The organism is Candidatus Taylorbacteria bacterium (assembly GCA_039934295.1).
GTDB lineage: Bacteria > Patescibacteriota > Minisyncoccia > Phycocordibacterales > HO2-43-120 > HO2-43-120.
In genome coordinates, this window is record JBDTMN010000011.1 from 15,771 (window position 1) to 39,986 (window position 24,216).

The following is a 24,216-nucleotide window of genomic DNA, read 5'->3' on the forward strand; positions in this document are numbered from 1 at the left end:
TGATGTTCGAGCTTTTTATTCGCCTGCTCGCTGTTTCTTAAGCGCCTTTTTGAGATACTCTCCAGTGAAGCTTTTTTTATTATTTGCTATATCGTGCGGAGTCCCTTTCGCAATAATCTGGCCCCCGTTTTCTCCCCCCTCGGGACCAATATCCACGATGTAGTCGGCATTTTTGATAATATCTATGTTGTGTTCGATGACCATGACCGTGTTTCCTTTGTCCACAAGCTTTTGCAGGATTTCGATAAGTTTTTTCACGTCTTCATAGTGAAGGCCTATTGACGGCTCGTCCAAAAGGTAAATCGTTTTTTGGATATGCGGACGATAAAGCTCGGAAGAAATCTTTACCCGTTGCGCTTCCCCGCCGGAAAGCGTCGTCGCAGACTGGCCGAGCTCTAAATATCCGAGACCCACCTCATTCAGTGTGCGCAACCTGTCTCCGATTGCGGGAATGTCGTCAAAAAATGCGAGCGCCTCTTCAACGGTCATTTTTAAAACATCATAAATGCTTTTCTTCTTGTATTTCACTTCCAAAGTCTCTTTCATAAAACGCTTGCCGTTGCAGATATCGCACGGCACATAGACCGTCGGCAAAAAGTGCATTTCGACTGCAATCTCGCCGTTCCCTTGGCAGGCTTCGCATCGGCCCCCTTTTACATTGAAGGAAAATCGGTTGGCTTTCCAGCCGCGCGCGCGCGCTTCGGCGCTCGCGGCAAACATATCCCGAATATGGGTAAACGCACCCGTGTAGGTGGCAGGATTCGAGCGCGGAGTTCTTCCTATCGGCGACTGGTCGATCAAAATCGACCTCCCCAGATATTCAGAGCCGGTAAACGAGCCGACATTGTAGAGTTCGTTCGAGCGATACCTTTTATTGAAACGGGCTTCGAGATTCCTGTTCACAATCTCATACATAAACGAAGACTTGCCGGACCCCGAAACGCCCGTAACCAGAACGAGATTTCCGAGCGGAATATCAACATTTAAGTTTTTGATGTTGAAGATATTTCCGCCGCGGATCATGAGCTTTCCCTTGTTGGCAGGTCGCACCTCGGCGGGCATATCAATAAGCTTGTCTCCCCGAAGATAGTCGAGGGTAATTGATTTGGAATCATTTTTTTTCGCCGTCAACAGTTTTTCCATGTCCCCTGCGACCACGATCTCCCCTCCATGCACGCCCGCGCCGGGACCAATATCCACAAGGTAGTCGGAAGAATAAATCGTGTCTTCGTCATGTTCCACTACGATAATCGTGTTGCCGAGATCCCTCAAATGCAAAAGTGTCTTAACGAGACGCGCGTTGTCACGACTGTGAAGTCCAATAGTTGGCTCATCCAAAACATAGAGAGCGCCAACGAGGCCCGAGCCCAACTGGGAGGCAAGACGGATGCGCTGGGATTCTCCGCCCGAGAGCGTATGCGCTCTTCGGTCGAGAGAAAGGTACTCGATGCCGACATTTACCATAAACTCGAGCCTCGATTCGATTTCCTTCACGACGACTTTGGAAATGCTCCTTTCTTTTGCCGAAAGTTTGAGATTCTTGAAAAATTTCGCGCAGTCAGCAATTGACAGAGCGGTCACTTCGACAATATTTTTTCCCCGCTCCTCCGTAACACCTCGCGATGGAGCGTCTCCAATTCGCACATGCAGGGCCTCGTCTCGAAGCCTTGCTCCCGCACATTTTGGACATACTTCGCTTCCGAAAAAATGTCTTGTACCCAGCCCATTGCACTCCGAACAAGCCCCGTATGGGGAATTGAAAGAGAAAAGCCGAGGCTCTATTTCGGGATAGGAAAAGCCGTCGTATGGACACATAAACTTGGAAGAAATGAGTCGCTCTCCTTCCGGAGTTTCGATTTTAATTAGTCCGTTTGTCTCATGGAGAGCTCTCTCAATCGATTCCGACAATCTTTCGCGCCACGTTTCTTTCACAATTTCACCTTCTTCTTTACTTTCTTTTGGAGACACCGCCTGAAATTCACTCAAAAAGAATTCGTCCACCAATACGTCGATATCGTGAACTTTGTTTTTAACGAGAATGATCTGCTCCCGAAGTTTCTTCCGTTCGCCGTCAACTTTAACTTCGGAATATCCGCGACCGAGCAAATCGTAGAGGAGCTGGTAGTATTCCCCTTTGCGTCCGAAAACGACGGGAGCGTAGATTTTGATTTTCTCTTTTCCGACTCCGACCCCTAGCACTATTTTCTCTGGACGCTCTTCACGAAGCGATTTTACTGTTCGCAAAATGGTCTCCAGAATTTCCTCCTGCGATAATTTATTAATCTCCCTTCCGCAAATAGGGCAATGAGGGCGGCCGATTCTCGCAAAGAGAATGCGCATGTAGTCATAAATTTCGGTTATCGTGGCAACAGTAGAGCGAGGATTATTCGAACGAGACTTCTGATCGATGGAAATCGCTGGCGAAAGGCCCTCAATCTCATCTACGTCCGGCTTTTGCATCGTATTTAAAAACTGCCTCGCGTACGCGGACAATGATTCGACGTAGCGTCTCTGACCTTCGGCGAAAATGGTGTCAAATGCAAGCGAAGATTTCCCAGACCCTGAAAGGCCGGTAAAGACAATCATTTTATTGCGGGGCATCTCAACCGTTATGTTTTTCAGATTATGGGTGCGAGCGCCTCGAACTATAATTTTGTCATTCATTTTATTGCATACCAATATACTAATAAATGCCAAATACACTAATGAATACGAATAGAAATGATTTAATTATTAGTAGTCATTCGTATATTTCTTGATTGGTATATTCGTATTTAGTGTTAGTTCCTAACACTAAAAATTGCCCTCGGGCTTGCCCTAGGGGTACCTATTGACTATATCAGCATAGCATCATCGATGCAAATTGAAAGTAAAAACCGCTTCTCGTATCAGGCTTTTTTCTTCCCCTCGAGAACATTTTTTATCTCTTCAATTATTTCATCCAGCGTCACTGTTGCTTTGATGAGAAAACGTTCTGCTCCCATATCTTTTGCCTTGTCGATATCCGCCTGCTGTCCGAAGTTGGAAAGCATAATGACCGGAATGTGCTTGACGAGGTCATTCGCTTTAAGCCTTCTTAATATCTCATATCCGTCAATTCCCGAAAGAAGAATATCCAAAAGCACAATATCCGGAATTTCCCTCTCGGCGGTCTTGAGCGCCAGTTCGCCGTTGATTTCATGTAAAAGTTTGCAACCCTGATTAGCAAGCTTCCTCGCGATAATGTCGCTCAAGAACGCATCATCCTCCACCCACATTATTTTCTTGTCTTTAAGAGAAGACGGGCCCGAAGTCGCTGATTTTTTTTCTTCTCTTTCAGGCGCACCTGTCTCTCCGAGTTGAAGCTTAATTTTTTGGAGCACTTCATCGGGATTGAACTCCGCTTTTATGAGATAGTCCTCTACGCCGAGAGCAAGCACGCGGTCAATCTCAACAGCCTGCCCTGAATTGGACACAACAATGACGGGAATACTAGAAATGGCCGGGTCTTTTAATTTCTGTTCCAGAATTTCAAACCCAGTCATCGAGGGAAGAATTAGGTCAAGAAGCACCAAGTCAGGTTTAAGTTCCTTAATCTGCTTGAAACCCAATGCGCCGTCTCGCGCCAAATACGCGTCATATCCGCCGTGCTTTAATTTTTGGAGGAGCACGTCTCCCAAAAATATGTCATCTTCAACAATAAGAATTTTTTTCATACGAATGAATATACTAATATACCAATGATGAAATATACAAATGAATACTACTAATTAAATCATCTCCTATTCGTATTCATTAGTATATTCGGCATTTATTAGCATATTGGTATGCTTATTTAGCTATCGGCAATGTAAAATAAAACACCGTTCCGCGGTCAACCTCGCTTTCGAACCAGACCTTGCCACCGTGTTTTTCAATGAGATTTTTGACCACAAAAAGACCGAGTCCTGTCCCGTCCGTCTCAAGCTTCGAAGCATTCGTTCCGCGGAAAAATCGGGTAAAAATGCTTCCATACTGGTCCTTTGGAATACCGATTCCGTTATCGGTAATCGAAATCAAAACAAATTCACCTTCCTTCGAGAGATGGATTTTTATAAATCCTCCCTTCATTGTATATTTTATGGAATTTTCGAGCAAGTTCTGACATACCTGCCTGATTTTCTCCACATCCACGTATACGGGAGGAAGCTTTTCGGCAACGGGTTCAAGAGAAATTGTTATATCTCTTCTCATTGCCTCGTGGTGCATGTCAAAAAGCACAGAATCAAAAAGTTCCTGTATGTCGGCTGTGGCGAAATTGTACTGAAACTTCTGCGACTCCAACCTGTTTGCGTTCAGCAAGTCATTCACGAGCGCAATCATTCTTTCATTGCTGTCATAGCTTTTTTCAAGAAACGCCTTTTGATCGGGGGAGAGAGGCCCGAGATCCCCGCTTGCAATCATTCCCAATGTCCACTTCAAGCCGGAAAGAGGGGTGCGAAGCTGATGCGCGGCAACTGAGATGAATTCGCTTTTTCTCCTATCCAGCTGTTTTACTTCTGTAATATCCTCTATCCAGACCAAAAAATTCGCACGGGCGCCTTTCTCATCTAAAAGCGTTATGAAAGAAAGCTTGTAGATTTTGCCGTCAACATCAATCTCGGGCACGACAAAGGGCGCACCACGGTCGCTTTTCCCAAATGATTCCTCAACGGCATAGTTCTCAAACTTTCTTCCAAATGCCTCTTCGATAACTTCCTCATTGTTTTCCTCATTAGACAGTCCTAAAATTTCCCTGCATTTTCGATTTATAAATATGAGGTGCATATTGCTGTCGAGAAGCTTGGCTCCTTCAAACATGTTTTCGGTAACAATGCTAAGTTTGTTCTTTTCGTCCTCGAGCTCTTTCGTCCTCTCCTGCACAATCAAATCCACCTTCTCTTTTTCTTTCAAAACATCTTGTGTCCTCTGATTCACGGTTTCCTCAAGCTCCCCGTGACTGATAAAAGCCAGACGCTCACTTTCTAAAATCCCCGGTGGCATAACATCAAGAAATTTAGAAATAATCTTATAGTTATAGTGATCGCTTACGATTCGAAATACTTCCGACGCAAGCGCCTTGGCATTTTTTTCACCTTCGGAGTCCAGTATCTCCAGATAAAAAGCGGTGTACAAATTTTTAAATATCGAAATAATTGCCGAAAGTTCCTTCCGATCATTTTGTTTGACTCGGGAATTAAATTCGTCGTAGTCGAGCTCGTCATGTTCAATAATAATGCCCGCATTACTGGAATCTCTTCCAAGAATCTGTTCTGCTTTTTTTCTGCCCGCATGTGAATCTACGGCGTGAAAAAAGTGTTGCAAAAAAATCTCATAAAAATAAAGAGATTGCTCCACTTCATCCAAGAATAAGAGCTCACATGCGAGAGGAAGCGATTTGATGTCGATATTTTTAACTATATCCTCACGTAATTCCTCTTTAGAATAAACTCTTTTGACGATGAGGGGCTTATTCTCCACAATAAAATCTTCAAACAGAAAAAAAGTTCGCACGCTTACTAAGTCGCGCTCCAGCCCGTGCAGTCCGTCAATTTTCTTTTCGTCTTTGAGCAGGGGAGAAATGAGGTCTTTCTCGACCACTATGTCTCCGAGAAATGCAAAGAGCGAATGAATTGACCTTAGTTCGCCTTCCAACTCGGTTTGAGAGCCCTTTCCAAATACTGATTTCACTCTTTCGAGAAATGCCATAGTGCCGATACTATACCATTTTGACTCTCAACACTCAATCGACTTTGCCGTCCCCGCAACGGTAGAAAACTAGATTATTTTCCTCTCCGCATACGTTATAATCTTGCTATATCAAGATTATAACGTATGCGGGAAATTTCTCCTTTTACAGTAGGGCTACTCTAATTTGCGTTCCTTCCCCTAGCATTTTTTTAATACGGCACCTCCGTTCCGAAGCCAAGCTTCGGTCTCGTTGGAGAAGCAAAAGATTTTCCGTTAAAACTCTTTTTCGCGGAACTTCATCTCTTTTGAGACTTTTTGCTGTTTCCATCCAATTTCTTCTTTAACGCAATAATTTCATCGCGGAGCAATGCTGCCGACTCGAAATCAAGCTCCCGCACCGCTTCATTCATCTGCTTTTCCTTTTCGGAAATAAGTTTCTTCGGATCCTTATCGAAGATTGCTTTATCAATTTTCAAAAGTTCGCCAACGGCCTTTTCGTGCTCGCTTCGAAGTTCTTCCGTGATATCCTTTATATTTTTTTTGATAGTCTGAGGAGTAATTCCGTGCTCGGTATTGTATTTCACCTGCAATTTTCTTCTCCTGTCAGTTTCCCCCAAAGCTCTCTCCATCGATCCGGTTATTGAATCGGCATAGAGAATGACTCGTCCGTTTACATTCCGAGCCGCCCGTCCGATTGTTTGAATAAGTGCGGTTTCGGAGCGCAAAAAACCTTCCTTATCGGCATCAAGAATTCCAATAAATTCGACTTCCGGCAAATCAAGACCCTCGCGCAAAAGATTTACTCCCACAATACAGTCGAATTTACCCTTCCGAAATTCCGTGAGAATCTGAATGCGCTCCATAGTTTTTACATCGCTGTGAAGATACTCCGCTTTGATCTTTTTTTCCTTGAGGTACTCGGAAAGATCCTCCGCCATTTTTTTTGTGAGAGTTGTAGCAATCACCCTTCCCCCATTTTTTATTGTGAGTTCTGCTTCATGAATAAAGTCATATATTTGCCCCGGATATTCGCCTTTTTCAATGATTGGCCTCACCGAAACTTCAGGGTCAATGAGGCCTGTAGGGCGGATTACTTGCTCAACAACAAGTTCGCTTTTTTCATATTCAAATTTTCCCGGCGTCGCCGATGTATAGATAAGCTGGCCAACATTCTCCATGAATTCCGCAAACTTTAAAGGACGATTGTCTTTCGCAGAAGGCAGACGAAAACCGTGCTCAACCAAGTTCTCCTTCCTCGACGCATCCCCGGCAAACATTCCATGAAGTTGCGGGACAGTAACGTGGGACTCGTCAATAATGGTGAGAAATTCCGGACCTCCGTCTCGATTGTGCGGAAAGTAAGAGAGTAAAGTGTCCGGAGCTACTCCGGGCATTTTTCCCGAAAAGTGCCTCGAGTAATTTTCAATTCCGTTGCAATAGCCGATCTCACGGATCATCGCGAGGTCATACGAGGTTCTTCTTTTGAGCCTCTCGGCCTCAAGAATCTTCCCTTTCGAAGCAAATTGCTTTAATTGTTCGTCAAGCTCGGCTTGAATGCCCCCGATGACATTTTTCAGGTTCGTCGGGTCAGTGATAAAATGTTTCGCGGGAAAAAGATAAAACATCTTCATCGTCTCAATGATTTTTCTTGTTATGGCGTCAATCTTGGTAATCGAAACGATAACTGATTTTCCATTTTTGTCGGAAAATTCGATGCGATAAATTACCCTTTCATTTACGGGCATAATCTCGATAGTATTTCCAAGCGCCCGAAAATTCCCCGGGTTCAAGTCGGCAATCGTCCTATCAAAGTGAATGGTGATGAGTTTTCTTAAGAATTCTCCCCGAGTTATTTCCGAGCCACTCTCGATTTTCATATTCACTTTCTCGTATTCGTCCGGACTGCCAAGCCCATAAATGCAGGAAACAGTGGCCACAATAATGACGTCTTCTCGGGAGAGCAGAGCCTGCGTAGAAGCGTGGCGCAAGCGGTCAATTTCTTCGTTAATCTGGGCTTCCTTTTCAATGTAGGTGTCGGTAACGGGAAGATAGGCTTCCGGCTGGTAGTAATCGTAATAAGACACGAAATAGTGAACAGAGTTTTGTGGAAAAAATTCCTTGTACTCCTGCGCGAGCTGGGCGGCAAGCGTCTTATTGTGAGCAATAACCAAAGTCGGCTTCTGTATTTGCTGTACTACATTTGCAACTGAAAAAGTTTTCCCGGATCCCGTAACACCCAAAAGCGTTTGATGACGCATGCCTTTTTTCACTCCGAGGACGAGCTTTTCAATTGCCTTGGGTTGGTCGCCTGCGGGCTTGAACGGGCTTTTCAGTTTGAATAGTTTTTTCATATTTAAACTATATCTTGAGAAGGCAGAAACGCCAAATCCCCCCGAGGCCAGAGGCCTCGGGGGGAGCAAATCTTAACTTTTTATCCAAGGGCCTCCCTATCGAGACTACGCTTTTTTGGCTTTTTTGCGCTCGCTCTGCTCTGAGGACGATTTCGGCTGATTTCCGAGAATTTCGTAAATCTTGTTCTCGTCAACTGAAATCAATTCGTCGCTGTTTTGCTTTTTTGCCCTCAAGGCAGTAATTACGGAGCGAAGATAGTCGAGAGCCGTCTCAATAGTATTGTTCGAGGCAAGGGCAAGAGTCTTGACCGCATCTTGCGAGATAACAGCACTCTGTCCTCTCGCTTCGCTTTCAATCGCAATTTGAATTTTTTCGGTGAGAGCATTTCGTCGATTTTTTCTCACATTCCTCACAATTATAATTCCTCCAATCACCGTACACCAGATAAGTACCGCGAACATAAAGAGAACGATTCTCGGATACTCTTCGAGGCCGGTGTAGGGCACTTGAGTCAAAGCCACATTTGCGGCAGAAAGTGGCGCGGGTTGCACGGACTGGAAAAGAGTAACATCGGGTTCATTGAAGTTGCTCGAACTAGAGCTTCCGCCTGAAGACGAGACAGTGACATCTTCGCAGTCGGCTATATCGTCCCGACCATCATCGTCAGTTACCCTTACCTCTGCCCGCTTTGTACCGCGAGAAGAATAGGTTTTCGAAATTGTCCTTCCGCTTCCATTCAAATTATCCGTGCCGGACCAGTCAATTTCGTAAGGCGAGTTGCCTCCGGAAATCTCGACGCGCCGAGTAACTCTATCCCCAACACGCACCGAATCATCGTCCACCGTACATCCAAGTCGAAGAGACGAAGACGAAGAGCTGTCTCTATCTACAACTACGTCACCACAGCGAGCGGAACGGAACGTTCCATTATCATCTGTGACAGTGACCGTCGCATTTTTTGTTCCAGTCCTTGAGTAGTCCCACGTCACAGTTCTGCCTGTGCCATCGAGCCCGTCAGTCCCTGACCATTCAATTTCAAATGGGCTTCTTCCCCCGCTAATTGTAACTCGCCTCGTTACGGACTCATCAATCGATATTCGTCGGTCATCAACGGAACAGCTAATAGAAAGCGAGCTTGAACTGTCATCGTTGCAATTCCCTGAGTCAATTCGCGTTGTGACTGTATTGCTTGTAAAAAATCGGGAATACGGGTCACTTGAAGATATGTGCGCAACATTGCGGATATCAAAAACCGAGCAAGACGAACTTACCACTCGCGCTCTCCATGAGATCCATCCCGACTCGCCGGGAGACAAAGTGCCGGCATTCCAAACAAGTGTTCCGCTTGACGAACTGGAGTCCACACCCACATTCGAGGAATGCGATTCTGATAGATAAGAAAGCGAGGAAGAAATAGTATCATCAATTTTTACTTGGGCGCAGTCCCCGTCTCCTCTGTTATTGAAATCAATCGTGTAAATCAAAATGTCTTCCGCTTCGGCTGAAGTTCTGTCAACAGACTTGGATAGAGAGAGTTCACAGCGTCCCACAGGTTGAGGCGTAGGAGTAGGAGTAGGAGGATATGGATAAGGATGAGGCGTTGGGCGGGGAGGAATAGGGCGGGGAATTGAAAGAGTAGTGAAGCTCCTTATATCTCCCTTTTTAGTATAATATGAGTTCTTCAATACGGCGCGGTAAAAATAGGTCGTATGTGGAGCAAGGTTATTTATGACCGCATCAAAATTCTTAGGAACGGTGATCGCTACAGGTGAAGTAGCACTGTGCATCGAATTCTTCGTTCCCCATTCAAAGTACGCCACCGTGCCTGGAGCGCCTTGCGGGTTGCCGTAGCCCTCGATATGCGCGCTATTTGCTGTCACGTTCGATACTTCTCCCGTTCTCACAACCGGAAAAGCCGTGGGTCTATAGGAATCCTCATATACCGCTTCGGCGCGCGGCGCGCCAAAAACAAACACACAAAAAATACTTAGGCCAATAATCCCCGACTTAAAAATTTTGTTTAAGGTAATATTCATTGAATTTAAATGATAGTTGCTAATTCCGCCACGACTACAAACCGATCCTCCTTTGCCCCGAAATTATTGCAGGTTACCAAGGTCAGCTTCTGAATATCCGATTTCAAATTTATTTCCACATCGCTGTCCTTGCTTAGAACCACGGAGCTCACCCGATAGACATATTTGTGACTCTTAGAGTACACGTCAATTTCATCTCCCACGGAAAGCGTGCCTATGTCATTTAATGCCCGATACGCCTTGTTGTATACGATTTTTAAATGGCTCGAGTGTCCAAGCAACAGAATGTTTCCCGGTTCACCCGGTAATCCGGAGCCAGGATAGCGAACCACTCCGCTCTGTAAAGCTTCGTCCAATGCCCACACCGCTTTTCTTTCCGGATTTGAAATCGGTGAATCAACGCCAACTTTTGCTATGACAATGCGTGTCGGCGCCTCGCTCCCGATTGCATGATTGACACTGCTTGCGGATTTGGAAGTGGGAACAGGCGTCTTCGTTTTAGAAACAGTCTGCGCTGTCGTCACAGGTCGCACAGTGTAGATTTTTTCCACAGTTTTGTCCAATTGGGCTGGAATCGAGATTGCATAAATTGCATTATCCGGAGCGCTCTTCGCATTATCGGCTGTTTGCAAATCTTGAGTTTGCGCCTGGCTGAGAGAAAGAACTGAAGCATGGAGCATGGGGAAAAATCCGAAAAACGCCCAAGTAATGAGAAAGACGAGAATACAGACAGCTAGCCACATAACCCACTGGAACATTTTTCCTGATAATATGCTTTCTTCAATTATGGGTAGTTCTTTTTTCATATGCACTTATTTAGCTTTAAAAGCCTTATTTATAGGCCTTATTCGTATCATTGACAATCTATATACGTTGTTCTATAATGGACTAATAAGGAGTGCTTAATTCCCCTTTATCCCTGTTAGTTATATATGATATAACATTATTGCTTTTCTGTCAACTACCTCCCCTTTTGTCTAATAAACCCTAAAACCTTTTACAATACCATGCAAGACGCACACATAAAAGAATTTCTAGATCCTAAAGAGCCCAAGCATGAAGAAAAGAAGGACCAGGCCGAACGAGCCCGCAACGCGGCAATTAAAACCTTTGCGGTTCTTGGACTTGCCGGCATTTTGGCTCTCGTTTCGTGGGGAGTCGTGAAATTCGCGCCCCAGGGAATCAAGTCTCTCACCTCCGCGACATTTTCGCTTACTTCTAAATTCATTCCGAACAAAAACAAACTTACGATTACTTCGGATAAACAAAAAGTATCTTCGGGGGTAATGTTCATTTTAAGCTGGACAAATAGAAACGAAGAAAAAGGCACGTACTCGCTTACCTACCCCTGCGCGGACGATTTTCATCTTGAGGCGGTTGAAATCCAATCAAATAAAAAATTAACGATTCCCTGTAGCACTGATTTCGCTTTCGCTTCAGATGAAAATAAAATTACCCTCATTCCGCTCCTAAATATAAATCAAAACGTGAATGTCCCCATCACTTTGAATTTCACAACCGATGGAAGCGAGAAAGTTACGAGCTCGTCGAGCGTCACCATGGCTTTCACAAAAGTGTCTCCTCCTCTTCAGCCCGCCATCGCCACTTCAACTTCGAACGCTTTGGCATTAAGTCCGATTTTAACTGATACCCCTCCGCCAGTGCTCGCGCCTTCTCCAACACCAACTCTTGTAGTCGCGCCAAGTCCTACTCCGCGTCCTACTCCTGTCGCGCGCCAACCTGTTTACACCTACGTTCCGCAACCCGCTCCTCCGCGAGAAGACCCGTTCGGAAGACCTGACCTCTCGATTCGCATTTTGGCAACGGGAACCGTAAACTCGCGTAACCAATTTATTGAACAGTCAGCAATTGACTCGAACGAAAGAGCGGCAGTGCGTTTTGAAGTGCAAAATATTGGCACGAAAGGCAGTGGCATATGGCGTTTCGAATCTGAACTTCCAACGCAGAGATCCTATACCTTCCGCTCTGACCTCGAACCCACACTCTTTCCTGGCGACAAAATAGAATTCACCCTCGCTTTCGACGAATTTGAAAACACCTCCAACTTGCGATTCACTATCCAAGTTGACCCTTCCGACCAAATAGACGAACTCGATGAAAATAATAACGATGCAGGTGTGGGAATAAGAGTGAACTAGCTTTTAGCTCCCAATTTTATTCGCAAATTCATATTTGCGAATAAAATTGAGGATGTCGACATTTCTTAATGTCGACATAGACTAACTAGCTGTTAGTAATCTCAAAAAACGGCTTTCGCCGTTTTTTTTAGCCACCGGCAAGGACCGTCCTTGATATGCAAGAACCGCTCAACAGAGCGGCATTTTTCAACCTCTCCTCATTGATTGATTTAGTCACACATATTGCCATTAACCCATTCTGTGGGAAAACCGCCATATGTGTGTGCACATTACCGAAGACCCTTGACTTTTAGGTGTTCAATGTGTATAACTTATAGGTTACCTCGTTCTTTCACAATCTACTTTCTAAAGATGGTCATAGCCAAAAGGTTCCGATTATTCGGTGCTTTCTGGCTATGACTATACTAGTCTAGTTCCTGCTCGGATGAGGGCGACACGAAAACGGGCAAATTAGCCCAAGGAGAAAAACTGTTATGGAAACGAAAATGGACTTCGCGTCCCAGAACCTAACCGCTGGTCAGCTCAACGCCATCGTCAAGATCCTCGGAGGTGAGGAAGGTGCTTTGAAGTTTTTGCGTGGTGAACATGTTGTTCAGCCCGCGGTCATTCCCGAACCCCCGCCCGAACCCGTGCTGAACTTCATCGTTCGCGTGAATAGGTCCGTCAAGCCAACCTTCAACCATGGGATATTCACGTCGCGCTGGTTGGATAAACCCGAGTTGGAGTGCTTGGGACCCGCTGAATACAACCTTCAAGACGGGGTTGTAGAGTGGCTCCACGACGACCAGAAGCGTAACTCCGTTGACGGCAATACCATCTACAGTCACTTGAAGAAAAACGATGCTCTCGCCACCTGTCTGAACATGCAGGATGGGCTCGCCATTAAAGAGAGGGGTATCGCCGTGTTCCACAAGCTGTTCGCGGGCAAGGCGGTGTTCCTGTGGAAATCTGTCATAAGAGGCGATTGCGATTGGCGTGTCCCGTATCTCCACATCGAGGGCAACGAGGTTGTGTTGGGTGCGTTCAATTTGGACGACCACTGGTTCTCCTGCCACCCCGCTCTCCGTTTCAGCAAGTAGCACTTTGGACTTTGGGCACTTAGCCACCGGCAAGGACCGTCCTTGACATGCAAGAACCGCTCAACAGAGCGGTTTTTTTATTCTTAGAAAAAAGAATCCTTAATTTTCTAAACGCTAAACACTTCGGTCACAAAAGCCCCACTTGGAGGCAAGGCCTCCAAGTGGGGGATACGTTTTAATTCCATGTGAAATATGTCGACGGTAAATCTTCCAATTCTCTTTTCATAAAGCTAAAAGCTAGTAGCTAATAGCTATAAGCTCTCTTCTAGATGTCCAAATTCGCCATCTTCGCATTCGACTGAATAAATGTTTTACGAGCAGGAACATCGGTTCCCATGAGCATATCGAATACTTTGTCGGCTTCGGCTGCGTCTTCAACAGTTACTTGCTTCAAGATTCTCTTTGACGCGTCCATGGTCGTTTCCTTGAGCTCTTCCGGATTCATCTCTCCCAAACCTTTGTATCTTTGGATAGAAATTTTTGGAACTCTTTTTTGCGAGCCTTCTTCCTCTGCTTCCTCTTTCGCCTCTTTGTTCGTGTTCTGATCTTCCTCCGCTGGGTTTTCGATGAGGTCTATGGCCTCGACATCCTTGCCCAGATATTTTATTTTCTCTTCCTCGGTGTAGACGTAGGTCACCTCTTTTCCTTTTTTGATTTTATAAAGTGGCGGCTGGGCAATGTAAATAAACCCTCCATCTAGTAGCGGTTTGAAGTATCGGTAGAAAAGAGTGAGTAAGAGCGTGCGAATGTGCGCTCCATCCACATCGGCATCAGTCGCGATAATGATTTTGTGGTAGCGAAGTTTTGAGACGTCAAACGTATCCCCTATCGCGGTTCCAATCGCGATGACCAAGTTCTTAATCTGCTCGCTTCCGAGCATTTTGTCGAGTCGCGCTCTCTCAATATTCAAAATTTTCCCACGAAGCGGCAAGACAGCCTGCGTCCTTCTGTCCCGTCCTGTTTTGGCACTATTGTGGACAAAAATCCCAGAGGCCAATGCAAAATTATGAGTTCCGGGTACTTCAATATCATACACATCAAATCTTTCAGACATTTTCTCAATTTTCTTGATTCTGTGATTAAAATGTGTTATAGCTTCTTCAAATTTATTTTTTTCTCCAGCAAAAAATCGGTCGCGAACGGTTTCCCATTTAATGAGAGACTTGTCGTTTGTTTCTTTTCTAATTGCGTTATAAGCATTAACGTCAATTTTGCCGTTTTTCAAATACAAATCGTGCAGGGTTTTAAGTGCCTTATTGAGATACGTTTGGTTATAAGAATTTTTTCTTTTAGAACGAAATTCGGGAGTCCATTGTTTTTTAGTTTCCTGGCTTCTCCAAGCAAGAAGGCTTTCATTGCTCCATTCTTTCCTTGCTTCTTCACGAAGCCAATCCTTTCGCTCTGGGTGTTTTTCGAAAGAATCAATTACTTTTTCAGATTGTTTCAGTCGATTTTCTGAAGACGACCAATGTGCCTTCTGATTTTCATTCAAAAGATTATTATTTGATTTTCTGTACTCTTCATTAGAATGATAAAATTCCAGAAATTTCTCTGTCATGAATTTTTTATACTCAGGATTCTCCCATTGCTTCTTTGCATTTGCACTAAACAATTCCTTTTTCTCTAAGCTTTTATCTCTAGCTTTTATGCGAAAAGCGCCTGTTCGTTTGGCTTCCGCCGACTTAACTTTCACATCAGGACGATGAAGCGTGTGCTCCAAATGACTATAGTGAATAGCCATGTGTTGTTCATAGCTGACTCGTTGAATATTGCTTGGATTATTGTTTCTTTTATTGAAATCAACATGATGGCGATGACTACCATTTTTGGAAGTGTAAACACCTTTTTTAAGATTGTACATATCAGCAAGTACATGTGTAGGAATCCATTTTTTCTCTTTTGGATCAAAAACCATTTCATAGCCGTCAAGGCTTGTACCTTCTCCTTTTACAGAAATTTTCCTATAAAGAGGAGCGATGCTGTCATTCGGGGTTAAAGCATGAGCCGGCTTATAAGAACCGCCGACTAATCTAAAAGGATGATCGGGTGTGCACGTAAGTTCTTCATCCGAGTCCAAAATTATTTTTATTACTTCTGCATTATGTTTTGTGAGTCTAGGATTTGTTATGGGCGCTAAACCAATATGGCCATCCTCACGCATCGTGTAGCAAAAATTTTGCTTACCCTGTTTATCTTCCTCAATCAACTCTTTTAGAGATAATGCTCGACCATCAGACAATGCAATTTCAGTTTTGTCAATCCAACATCCACCGGCGCTATCCCCCTCAACGATAAACAATTCAGCCTCCGATGCTTCTTTAGTTTGGCAATCAGCGAGTTTTCCTGGAAGTGTCATGCCCTCAAGCGCGCCCTTGCGAAGCACGGAATCCTTGGCGGCCTTTGCCGCTTTTCTTGCTTTCAAGGCCAGCACCACTTTGCCGATTACTGCCCGAGAATCGTCCGGGTTTTCCTCGAGGAACGCCGAAAATGCGTCGCCAAATACAGTAGACACTGCTCCCTGCGCCTCCACCGACCCCAACTTTGCCTTTGTCTGCCCTTCAAACTGAACTTCGCGCATCTTTACCGATACGACGGCGGTCAGGCCTTCGAGCACATCCTCTCCCGTAAAATTGTCCTCCGATTCTTTGATGAGATTATTTTTTCTCGCGTAGGCATTCAGTGTTCTCGTGAGAGTCGTTTTGAAACCCGTTATATGAGTTCCTCCTTCAGAAGTGTAAATATTGTTTGCAAAAGGCAGAACCCTCGATGAAATATCGTCCACATATTGGAGAGCGATTTCAACCGATTCCACTCCTTCGACTTTCTTTTCAACATAAAAAATATTCTTGTGAACCGACGTCAAGGCTTGGTTTGTAAACCGAACCAAAGAAACAAGGCCTCCCTCGAAATAAAATGCCTCCGACGGAGCGTCGAGACCGAGCTCTTTGAGATAAAACACTTCTTCATTCTCGAAGTCCCCGTCAATTCCGCGAAAATCGATGACGCTTATCTTTAAACCATGCACTAGGTATGCTTGCTGACGCATATGGGTAACCACTCGGGTGAAATCGAATTTAATTTCTCCATCCTTGGCGGAAAATATCTCCGAGTCGGGCTCAAATGTGGTGATCGTCCCGTGAAGTTTTGAAGAGCCGATTTTTTTTACCGCCGCTTTTCTTTTTCCTTTTGAATATTCTTGAACGTACTTCCCCCCGTCTCTGTGAACCTCCACCCTGCAGTAAATGGAAAGCGCATTCACTACCGAAGCGCCCACTCCGTGAAGCCCTCCCGACACTTTGTATCCTTCTCCGCCAAATTTGCCTCCGGCGTGAAGCGTAGTCATGATTGTTTCCAATGCGGAAACTTTTGTTTGCTTATGCATGTCTACGGGAATTCCTCGTCCGTTGTCCGTTACCCGCACGCGGTTTTGAGGCAGAAGAACCACTTCGATGTCATTGGCAAAACCCCCCATCGCTTCGTCGCGGGAGTTATCAAAGATCTCCGTTATGAGATGATGCAAGCCGTCCGGCCCCGTAGTTCCGATATACATTCCGGGCCTTTTGCGGACTGGCTCTAATCCTTCGAGAACGGTAATGGATTCAGCGCTGTATGTTGATTTTTTCGGTTCTTTTTCTTTAGCCATAAACAAAAAAGCCCTATGCTTTCACCTCTAATTATAGCAAATTGACACCCTTTTTGAAAGCACTTTTTCCACAAAATATGGCTTAATATTAGCTCTAAATCAGGCTTTTAGGACACTAGTTGCCAGCATGAAGATTATTTACTTCTTACGGATGCTCCAAGTTCAGATGCGGTCTTCGCGCGAATCCTGTCTTGAATCATATTTACCTCCTCATTGGTAAGGGTGCGTAGAGGTGAGCAATAGGTGATTCTAAATGTGTAGCTAATCATATCCTTTCCGAATTTTTCGGCATTCTCATATTTATCGATCAATTTAACTTCTTCCACAAGATCACCCGCGTATTCACGCACAATTTCATAATAGTTATTGAGGCCAACCGATGTGGAAACCACAAAAGAAATATCGCGATAGGTAGAGGGATATTTGCTCACTTCTTCATATTTTCTCCCAAGTTCAAGCTGTTTTTTTACTCGATCATCCTCCGACCACAGTAATCGGATATCAGGAAGAGACATCGAGGCAATCGCCAATCTCTCCAAGCCGAATCCAAACGCCCAGCCGTTATAACCTTCGATGCCGCAATTTGAAAGGACGCTTTTCCTTGCCATGCCACAACCGAGAATCTCGATCCACTGCCCATTGATCAGAGCCTCCATTTCAAAGGAGGGATCGGTGTAAGGAAAATTGTGGTCGTAAAAGCGAAACTCCACTTTGTCTCCAAAAATACTTTTAGCAATTTCTGAGAGAGCATTTTTCAAATCTTCCGGTTTAATGACTTTCTTATCGTCAGGCGCGATATATAATCCGCCAAACTGATGAAATACATTCATGTGTCTATTGTCAATTTCATCTTTTCGATACACCTTGCCGAAACAAATGGCGCCTAAAATCTCTTTGTTTTCGATTCTCTTTTTTATTTCAGGATGATTTAGATAGTAGTACCAAAAAACCGTGTCATGGGTACGGAGCACATTTTCCTCATCGACATAATAGGTATCAGATTTGCTTCGCGCGGGGTGTCCCATCGGCATGTTGAAAAGATCAAACAAAACACGTGTAGAAACTATTTCCGGAATAGTGATGACGTCAAAACCAGAAAGACTCTTCGTCTTTGATGCACGATCCACTATCTCCTTGAGCGGACTGCCTTCACTTCTCGAAAGGTCAGGCATTGCCAAATATCGCCTTATTCTATTGGCTTCCGAATCAGCTCTTGAATCCAGAACCTTCAACAGTCTTTTCTCATCGTTTTTATCTATGATGAATTCTCTCGCGGTCATAGTGGAATTATATAGAAAAATAGCGTTATCACAAATAGATGGAAAAAACTATTTACTGATAACTGAATGGCTCATGGTAAGAGAAATTCTTTGCCTCTTTCTGGTTATTCAGTCATTCAGTTATTGGTCATATGTTATAACCGTGTTTCTGCCGGAATGATTTCGCTCTTCCAGATTTTTTTGTGGAGAGTGCTCCAGATTACGGATATCTCTTCATTTTTCATAAGTTTCAAAACCAAACAGCCAACAATAATACCGATGATTCCGGAGAAAAATCCCTGCAAAAATATTCCCGGAAGAGTTTCCAGATTCAAAACGTTGTCAAAAATATTCAGGAAATAATACGAGACGGCGCCCATAACGAGAGAGGCCGAAAGCGATTGAAAAAAGGTCTTGAGAAGCGCTCCCGACTTGAGATTAAAATCTCGTTTAAAGTACAGCCACAAGATGAGAGCGTTTGCAATCGAACCCATGGCAAAGCCCAGTGGCAGCATGAGCACAATGGTTCCCGAGAGAGATTGCACTTTCAAAATGCTCTCGATAAAATTTCTCACAGATTCGAAATCCCTGTACATCTCCATAAAAAAGAAACTAAAAGCGACTACAAGACCGGCTGAAAAAAGATTGATAAAAAGCGGTTTCTTCGTTTGAGAAGCTGAATAGTATCCCCGAACAAAGAGAAGTGAGAGACTCTGGGCAAGCGCCGAGAGTGAAAAGATGGCAAAAGCGGCAGCGGTCAGCTTCGTGTCAGTCCAGTTGAACTCTCCAGAGCCCAAAATAGTCCTCACAATTTGAGCGCGTAGTACAATAAAAAGAACCGCAACAGGAATTGACCAAAAGATGATATGTCGCCCGGCGATTATGATTTGCTTCAAAAATTTATCCGTTTCGCCGTTGGTGTACAACCGGCTCAAGGTGGGAAAAGCGGCAAGAGAATAGCTTACGCCGATAATGGAAAGGGGAACGGACTGAAGATTGAACGAGAGATTGAAAATAGCGATTGAACCTTCTCCCATCAAAGATGCGAAAGCGACCAGAAAGAGAAGTGAAATTTGCATTGAGGAAAGCGTGAGAGTTCGGGGAAAAGAGATGAGAACTACCTTTTTTATCTGGCTCCAATCGATGGCAAATGTAAATTTTGGAAAAATTCCCTCGCGAAAAATGACCAAAACCTGGAGAGCGAAATGCAAGAAAGACCCGACCACCACCCCAAATATCACTCCTTGAATACCCCACCTCGGCGCAAAAAAAACGATGCCCGCGATAATGCCGAGATTATAAAACAGGGGGGAAAGCGCGTAGGCAAGAAATCTCTTGTACACCTGCGTCAAGCTGGCAAAAAAATTCGACAGACCAAGAAAAATCGGGGAAACAAGAAGAATGCGGGTAAATGTTATGAGATCGAGCAAAGCCTTATGGTCGGTGATCCCGGGAAAAAGAATCGGAGCTAGGTAGGGAATTAGGAAAAATAGTAGTGCGCTTGTACCAATGACAAACAAAGAGAAGAAGGAAAAAATGCTGTTTACGAACTTTTTTCCACCGTCCCCTTCCTTGTTCATTTTTTCAATGAGAAACGGCACAAGAACGCTCACGGACACCAGAGAACCCACTGTCACGAAAATAAAATCGGGAATGCGAAATGAAGCATAGTAGATATCCAGGCTTGAACCCGCTCCGAAATGATGCGCCAGAAGGCGATCGCGCACCAATGCGAGAAGTTGCGAGAGAAATGCAAACCCGCCCAAAAGAAACGCGGCCTCATGCAAGCCATGAATTTCTCTATTTAATAATTTTAAAATCTTTGAAACCATCGGTCATGTATAACTTGTAACATGTAACGTGTAACGTAAGAAAAAAGATCATCTTTATCAGACGCTACACGTTACACGTTTTGCGTTACATGTCTAACTATTCCCCTTCTTGGACCGGCAATTCCTTCCTATTTTCCGGTTCATTGTCTATCGGAGGCTTGGCATCCGTAAATGGCTCACGCCCAGCTCGCAAATTCGAAAGAATGAGTTCTACTTCTTTGTTATCGAGATTTAATTTTTGAATTTCTTCAAATTGAGCGAGAGCGTCATTTTTTTGTCCCAACTTGTAGTAGCTAAGACCGAGAAAATATCGCGCATTCGAGTACGTGCCGTTTGCAAGCGAGACCGATTGCAGAAGCGCATCCCTGGCACCCGCATAGTCTTTACCTGAATACTTCAAAAATCCGAGTTGGAAAAAGACGACCGGATTTCCTGGGTCGAGTTTGCTTGCCGCCTCAACGGCAGAGAGTGCCCCGGGAAGATTATTCTCCAGTATCTCAATTTGCGAAAGAAGATAGATAGCTTCGATATAATTATTTTTTAACTTGAGAGACTGCGCGATAAGATCCCGAGCCCCCTTCATATTGTTATTCAGAGCCTCAAGCCGAGCTTCGAAAAGAACGAGGGAGGGATTCCTGGGATTCAACTTCGTAGCCTGCCCATACGCTTCCTTCGCCAACCCGTAGGCGTCTTTATTTCCGAGAGCAAACACTGATTCGTAGACCGACCCTAAAACCGCAAAGTTCTGATAATCCGTTTTGCCGAGTGCCACTCCTGCTTTCGCACTTTCAATCGCTTTTGGCAGTACGGTCTCAAATCGGCTCTTCAGAATTTCCGTTGACACGTCCTTTGTATTCAAAATCACATTGATATCGTAGGCATATAATTGTGTGAGAATTCGGTAATAGTCGTCGCTTTTGAAGATGTTGAGAGCCGAGAGAATGTCCGCTTCAGCCAGTTCGGAATTGCTACTCTTATTGAACTCCGTAATTCCCTTTTGTACAAAGAAAATGCTCAAAAATCTCTGTCCGCCGATGTATCCGAGCGCCACTGTGCCAATCATGCCGATACCAAGTAGAAATAAAGCCGAGATTTTTTTAAATCTTGAAAGTGTATAGACAGTGGTCTTTGTCCCGATATGTTTCGATTCCTGAAGAGTGGCGATAAAAACACCTGTAAACAAAAACGCAAATACATACAAAACAGTGCCGGGAATATACGCAACATGGAAGACCCAGAGAAAGAGTGCGCCGAAAAAAGAGAAAAGAATGGCGAACCGCGAAAAGGGGTCTTTCGGAGTATTCCTAAGCGCTTTCCACCCGAGCCAAAGAAAAGAAAAGAGGAAAAATATCCATGTGAGGCCACCCACGATCCCCGTCGTAATGAAATACGTTGGAATGAGCCCGATTCCAATATTGAAATCCGCGTTCCAATACGGAGAAAGATTAAGGTTATCTGGCTTATACTTCTGCCACTCGCCTTGAAATTGATTAGGCCCAGCTCCAAAGTACGGCTTTGATGCCAGAGTATTCTTTCCTATTTCCCATGTGCTCACCCAATTGGGCCTGACTTCGAAATCGGAAATGTCGACGTATTTTTTAATGCCGGCACTGATATTTCCGCCCCAAAAAATAAAAATCAGAGAGATGACAAGGACAACCAGAGATGAGATAGCGAACATTCTTTTTGAAGGTGTAGTGGCATTTGCTTGCGATTCCGCTTCCGGAGAAGGTTTTTTTGCCCCAAACCACCACCAGTAGAGCGCGAGAAGAAGCGCGAATGCCCCGACCGCTATCCAGAGAGAAAGAAAATTCACAATGGCGAGAAAGGCGAGCGATAGCACAAGTACTTTGACCTCAATTAGTCTCAAAAAACGATTTTTTGGAAAACGACATTGAATTGCTACCAGAGAAGTAACCGCGGAAAGACCAAAAAATATGCCGAGCTCGTTCCATTTGCCGATAAGATTGGTAGCAGAATTTTGAAAAACTCCGAGAGAGAGGAAATCCGCTCCGAATATCAATCGAGCAACCTGAAACAGGACGACAAGAAAGAAAGAGGCGAGGAAAAGAAAATAAAATTTGAAAATTCTTTTTTTTGTGACAAGAAGTTGAAACGAAAGAAAGAGTAACAGAACCCCCATCAAAAGAGAAACAAACGTTCCTGTTTCAAATCCATCGCCCCAAAGAGAGGAGGAAATCGAACCCGAAAAAAGCGCGCTTGTAAGAGCCGTGAGTGGCAAAAGAATCAAAGCAAGAAAAAAAATGCTTTTTGGGTAGCGGAACTCGCCCCGCTTGATAACAGCAATTATCCAGAGAATCAATGAGACCAGGGTGAGCGAAACGAAAAGGACGTTTTTTGAAAATTCAATAGAGGTATTGGGAATGAAGAAAAGAGGAAGCAAAAAAACGAGACACGAGTAAACACAAAAAGACATCTTTTCAAAAAAAGAATTTTTTACCTGCACAACCGAGGGAGGAGTTTTTGTTTCGGTAGATTCCATACTTTTGACCCGAATAATGTTAGCATCATTATACAGAATCGGAGGACATTTAACAAACATCCAGCCCTGTGTATAAAAAAGAGCCGCGAGGTTTGAACCTGCGGACTCTTGTGAGGGGCTAGTCCTGAAAGGCCTCAAAAAAACGATGTGACCACTCTCTGAAGAGTGGGACCTCATCGTAGAGCCAACCCGCGATTAGAATCGCGAGAACCATGCCGAGAACCGTCACGGCGACGAACTTGGGCTCGAGGAGACTCTGCGCCCAAGTCACTTTTTTGGGTGAAGGAAAATCATTTTCACCACCCTGAAACGGATGGCCCTTTGGAGGCCCCGACTCTTTTTCTTTTTTCATGTTTTGTACACCTACTTGCACCTTAACATTTTTGCATAAAAAGTCAATAGTTGACCTCGGGCCTTAGAAATGGTCAGAGGCGCCAAAAAACCCCTACTTCTAGGGGTTTTTTGGCGCCTCGAGAAATCCTCGAGGAATATTATTCTTTGTTCTGTTCCGTTCGTCGGCCGATCATCCGCCATAAGCGGATGATTTAGGCCCTATTGGTCTTTCCCAACGTCAAACTATTTTTAGGATACAAGTTGTTATCCCTCTTTCGCTTGTGACGAAAGAGATCGACTCCTTAAGCCCCTTCGATTGACCGAAGTCAATCAGAGGGCGGTTTCAAATTGAAATATTCCACGAGCAGCTTCCGCTACCCGTGCCTTGTTCATGTTTTCCACGTGTTTCCACGAGCATGGACTATATCTTCATCCCTCCCTGCTAGCAGGGAGGGAGCCAACGTTTTATAGTAACGTTTCTCGATTTTGAAAATCGAACAATTACTATCTTCACCGAGCACCATAATAATGGTGCTCGGATTCAGTCTCTACGGGGCTATACTAAATCAAAATTGAAAAATCAAAGTGTAAAATGACAGTGTAAAATTAAAAATTTAAAAACCTTTTATTTTACATTTTGAATTGTCATTTTTATTTTTGATATTTACATTTTACATTTCGTAAGCTTCCCTCGGTATTGCCCTCATTCCCTTATTTTATCACAAATAAAGAGGAGGGGTTCACCGATTTCAGTTGGATTTTTCTGTCAAGTTTCCTTGACAGGTCGCAAGGTTTATTTTATAAACCAACGACTTACTCCCTGTCATTGAGCTTACCTTAGGCCTCCTTGCGGGGGATTTCGGGTATTCCCAACTCCCTTGAGTTGACGGGCGGTGAGTACAAGACTTGAGAACGTATTCACCGCGGTATGCTGACCCGCGATTACTAGCAATTCCGGCTTCAAGAGGTCGAGTTGCAGACCCCTATCCGAACTGGCGCCGACTTTCTTGCGATTAGCTTCAGGTTACCCTGTTGCAACGCGTTGTATCGGCGATTGTATCACGTGTGTAGCCCAGGATATCAGAGGGACATGCTGACCTGGCGTCATCCTCGCCTTCCTCCCAGCTTTTTGTTCACGAATGAACAAAAAGAGTTATAAAGTAGAAAGTTATAAGGTTATAAAGTAAGATTGAATTCTAACTTTATAACTTGATAACTTTATGAACTTTATGAACTGCTTCTTGCTCGCGAGCAAAAAGCTGGGCAGTCTCGGCTGACACTTGTAACAGCCAACGAGGGTTGCGTTCGTTACCCCACTTAAGGGAACAATTC

General features: G+C 44.4%; 13 protein-coding genes and 1 rRNA gene. 2 read left to right on the forward strand and 12 right to left on the reverse strand.

Features of this window, described 5'->3' with window-relative positions; translation table 11 throughout:
- Positions 1-15: 15 nt before the first annotated feature.
- The 6 genes from uvrA to ABI430_03825 form a co-directional block, all read right to left on the reverse strand.
- The gene (gene uvrA, locus ABI430_03800; protein ID MEO8637995.1) at positions 16-2,664 is read right to left on the reverse strand and encodes an excinuclease ABC subunit UvrA; all 2,649 of its coding nucleotides are present in this window, start codon (positions 2,662-2,664) and stop codon (positions 16-18) included.
- Between the two features lie 224 nt (positions 2,665-2,888).
- A complete protein-coding gene (locus ABI430_03805) occupies positions 2,889-3,695 on the reverse strand; it encodes a response regulator (GenBank protein MEO8637996.1) in 807 nt (268 codons plus the stop codon).
- A 115-nt stretch (positions 3,696-3,810) separates the two neighbouring features.
- Positions 3,811-5,706, reverse strand: a complete 1,896-nt coding sequence (locus tag ABI430_03810; protein ID MEO8637997.1) for an ATP-binding protein — start codon at positions 5,704-5,706, stop codon at positions 3,811-3,813.
- Positions 5,707-5,984: 278 nt separating this feature from the next.
- The gene (gene uvrB / locus ABI430_03815; protein MEO8637998.1) at positions 5,985-8,039 is read right to left on the reverse strand and encodes an excinuclease ABC subunit UvrB; all 2,055 of its coding nucleotides are present in this window, start codon (positions 8,037-8,039) and stop codon (positions 5,985-5,987) included.
- A 105-nt stretch (positions 8,040-8,144) separates the two neighbouring features.
- Entirely contained in the window at positions 8,145-10,076 is a 1,932-nt protein-coding gene (locus ABI430_03820; GenBank protein MEO8637999.1) for a hypothetical protein, read from the reverse strand.
- A 5-nt stretch (positions 10,077-10,081) separates the two neighbouring features.
- Complete coding sequence (locus ABI430_03825; GenBank protein MEO8638000.1) at positions 10,082-10,882, reverse strand: sortase; 801 nt, start codon at positions 10,880-10,882, stop codon at positions 10,082-10,084.
- 201 nt (positions 10,883-11,083) lie between these two features.
- Here ABI430_03825 and ABI430_03830 point away from each other — a divergent pair, with 201 nt between their 5' ends.
- Together ABI430_03830 and ABI430_03835 are read left to right on the forward strand one after the other, a co-directional pair.
- Positions 11,084-12,235 (forward strand): CARDB domain-containing protein, encoded by a 1,152-nt coding sequence (locus ABI430_03830; GenBank protein ID MEO8638001.1) that lies wholly within the window; start codon positions 11,084-11,086, stop codon positions 12,233-12,235.
- A 473-nt stretch (positions 12,236-12,708) separates the two neighbouring features.
- The gene (locus ABI430_03835; protein ID MEO8638002.1) at positions 12,709-13,314 is read left to right on the forward strand and encodes a hypothetical protein; all 606 of its coding nucleotides are present in this window, start codon (positions 12,709-12,711) and stop codon (positions 13,312-13,314) included.
- Between the two features lie 265 nt (positions 13,315-13,579).
- Here the strand turns inward: ABI430_03835 and ABI430_03840 are convergent, their stop codons facing one another.
- The 6 genes from ABI430_03840 to ABI430_03865 form a co-directional block, all read right to left on the reverse strand.
- Positions 13,580-16,957, reverse strand: coding sequence for a toprim domain-containing protein (locus tag ABI430_03840; GenBank protein ID MEO8638003.1), 3,378 nt, complete (start codon positions 16,955-16,957; stop codon positions 13,580-13,582).
- A gap of 134 nt (positions 16,958-17,091) precedes the next feature.
- Positions 17,092-18,237: a hypothetical protein gene (locus ABI430_03845; protein MEO8638004.1), complete on the reverse strand. Its 1,146-nt coding sequence runs from the start codon at positions 18,235-18,237 to the stop codon at positions 17,092-17,094.
- A 134-nt stretch (positions 18,238-18,371) separates the two neighbouring features.
- The gene (locus ABI430_03850) at positions 18,372-20,048 is read right to left on the reverse strand and encodes a lipid II flippase MurJ (GenBank protein MEO8638005.1); all 1,677 of its coding nucleotides are present in this window, start codon (positions 20,046-20,048) and stop codon (positions 18,372-18,374) included.
- Positions 20,049-20,145: 97 nt separating this feature from the next.
- Positions 20,146-22,551 (reverse strand): hypothetical protein, encoded by a 2,406-nt coding sequence (locus ABI430_03855; protein MEO8638006.1) that lies wholly within the window; start codon positions 22,549-22,551, stop codon positions 20,146-20,148.
- A gap of 118 nt (positions 22,552-22,669) precedes the next feature.
- Entirely contained in the window at positions 22,670-22,903 is a 234-nt protein-coding gene (locus ABI430_03860; GenBank protein ID MEO8638007.1) for a hypothetical protein, read from the reverse strand.
- 760 nt (positions 22,904-23,663) lie between these two features.
- Positions 23,664-24,216: ribosomal RNA gene (locus tag ABI430_03865) — 16S ribosomal RNA — on the reverse strand; the annotation flags it as partial.

Excerpts from the sequence above, each read along its gene's own strand:
- uvrA (MEO8637995.1), bottom strand. The coding sequence starts at position 2,664 with ATGAATGACAAAATTATAGTTCGAGGCGCTCGCACCCATAATCTGAAA.
- ABI430_03805 (MEO8637996.1), bottom strand. The coding sequence starts at position 3,695 with ATGAAAAAAATTCTTATTGTTGAAGATGACATATTTTTGGGAGACGTG.
- ABI430_03810 (MEO8637997.1), bottom strand. The coding sequence starts at position 5,706 with ATGGCATTTCTCGAAAGAGTGAAATCAGTATTTGGAAAGGGCTCTCAA.
- uvrB (MEO8637998.1), bottom strand. The coding sequence starts at position 8,039 with ATGAAAAAACTATTCAAACTGAAAAGCCCGTTCAAGCCCGCAGGCGAC.
- ABI430_03820 (MEO8637999.1), bottom strand. The coding sequence starts at position 10,076 with ATGAATATTACCTTAAACAAAATTTTTAAGTCGGGGATTATTGGCCTA.
- ABI430_03825 (MEO8638000.1), bottom strand. The coding sequence starts at position 10,882 with ATGAAAAAAGAACTACCCATAATTGAAGAAAGCATATTATCAGGAAAA.
- ABI430_03830 (MEO8638001.1), top strand. The coding sequence starts at position 11,084 with ATGCAAGACGCACACATAAAAGAATTTCTAGATCCTAAAGAGCCCAAG.
- ABI430_03835 (MEO8638002.1), top strand. The coding sequence starts at position 12,709 with ATGGAAACGAAAATGGACTTCGCGTCCCAGAACCTAACCGCTGGTCAG.
- ABI430_03840 (MEO8638003.1), bottom strand. The coding sequence starts at position 16,957 with ATGGCTAAAGAAAAAGAACCGAAAAAATCAACATACAGCGCTGAATCC.
- ABI430_03845 (MEO8638004.1), bottom strand. The coding sequence starts at position 18,237 with ATGACCGCGAGAGAATTCATCATAGATAAAAACGATGAGAAAAGACTG.
- ABI430_03850 (MEO8638005.1), bottom strand. The coding sequence starts at position 20,048 with ATGGTTTCAAAGATTTTAAAATTATTAAATAGAGAAATTCATGGCTTG.
- ABI430_03855 (MEO8638006.1), bottom strand. The coding sequence starts at position 22,551 with ATGGAATCTACCGAAACAAAAACTCCTCCCTCGGTTGTGCAGGTAAAA.
- ABI430_03860 (MEO8638007.1), bottom strand. The coding sequence starts at position 22,903 with ATGAAAAAAGAAAAAGAGTCGGGGCCTCCAAAGGGCCATCCGTTTCAG.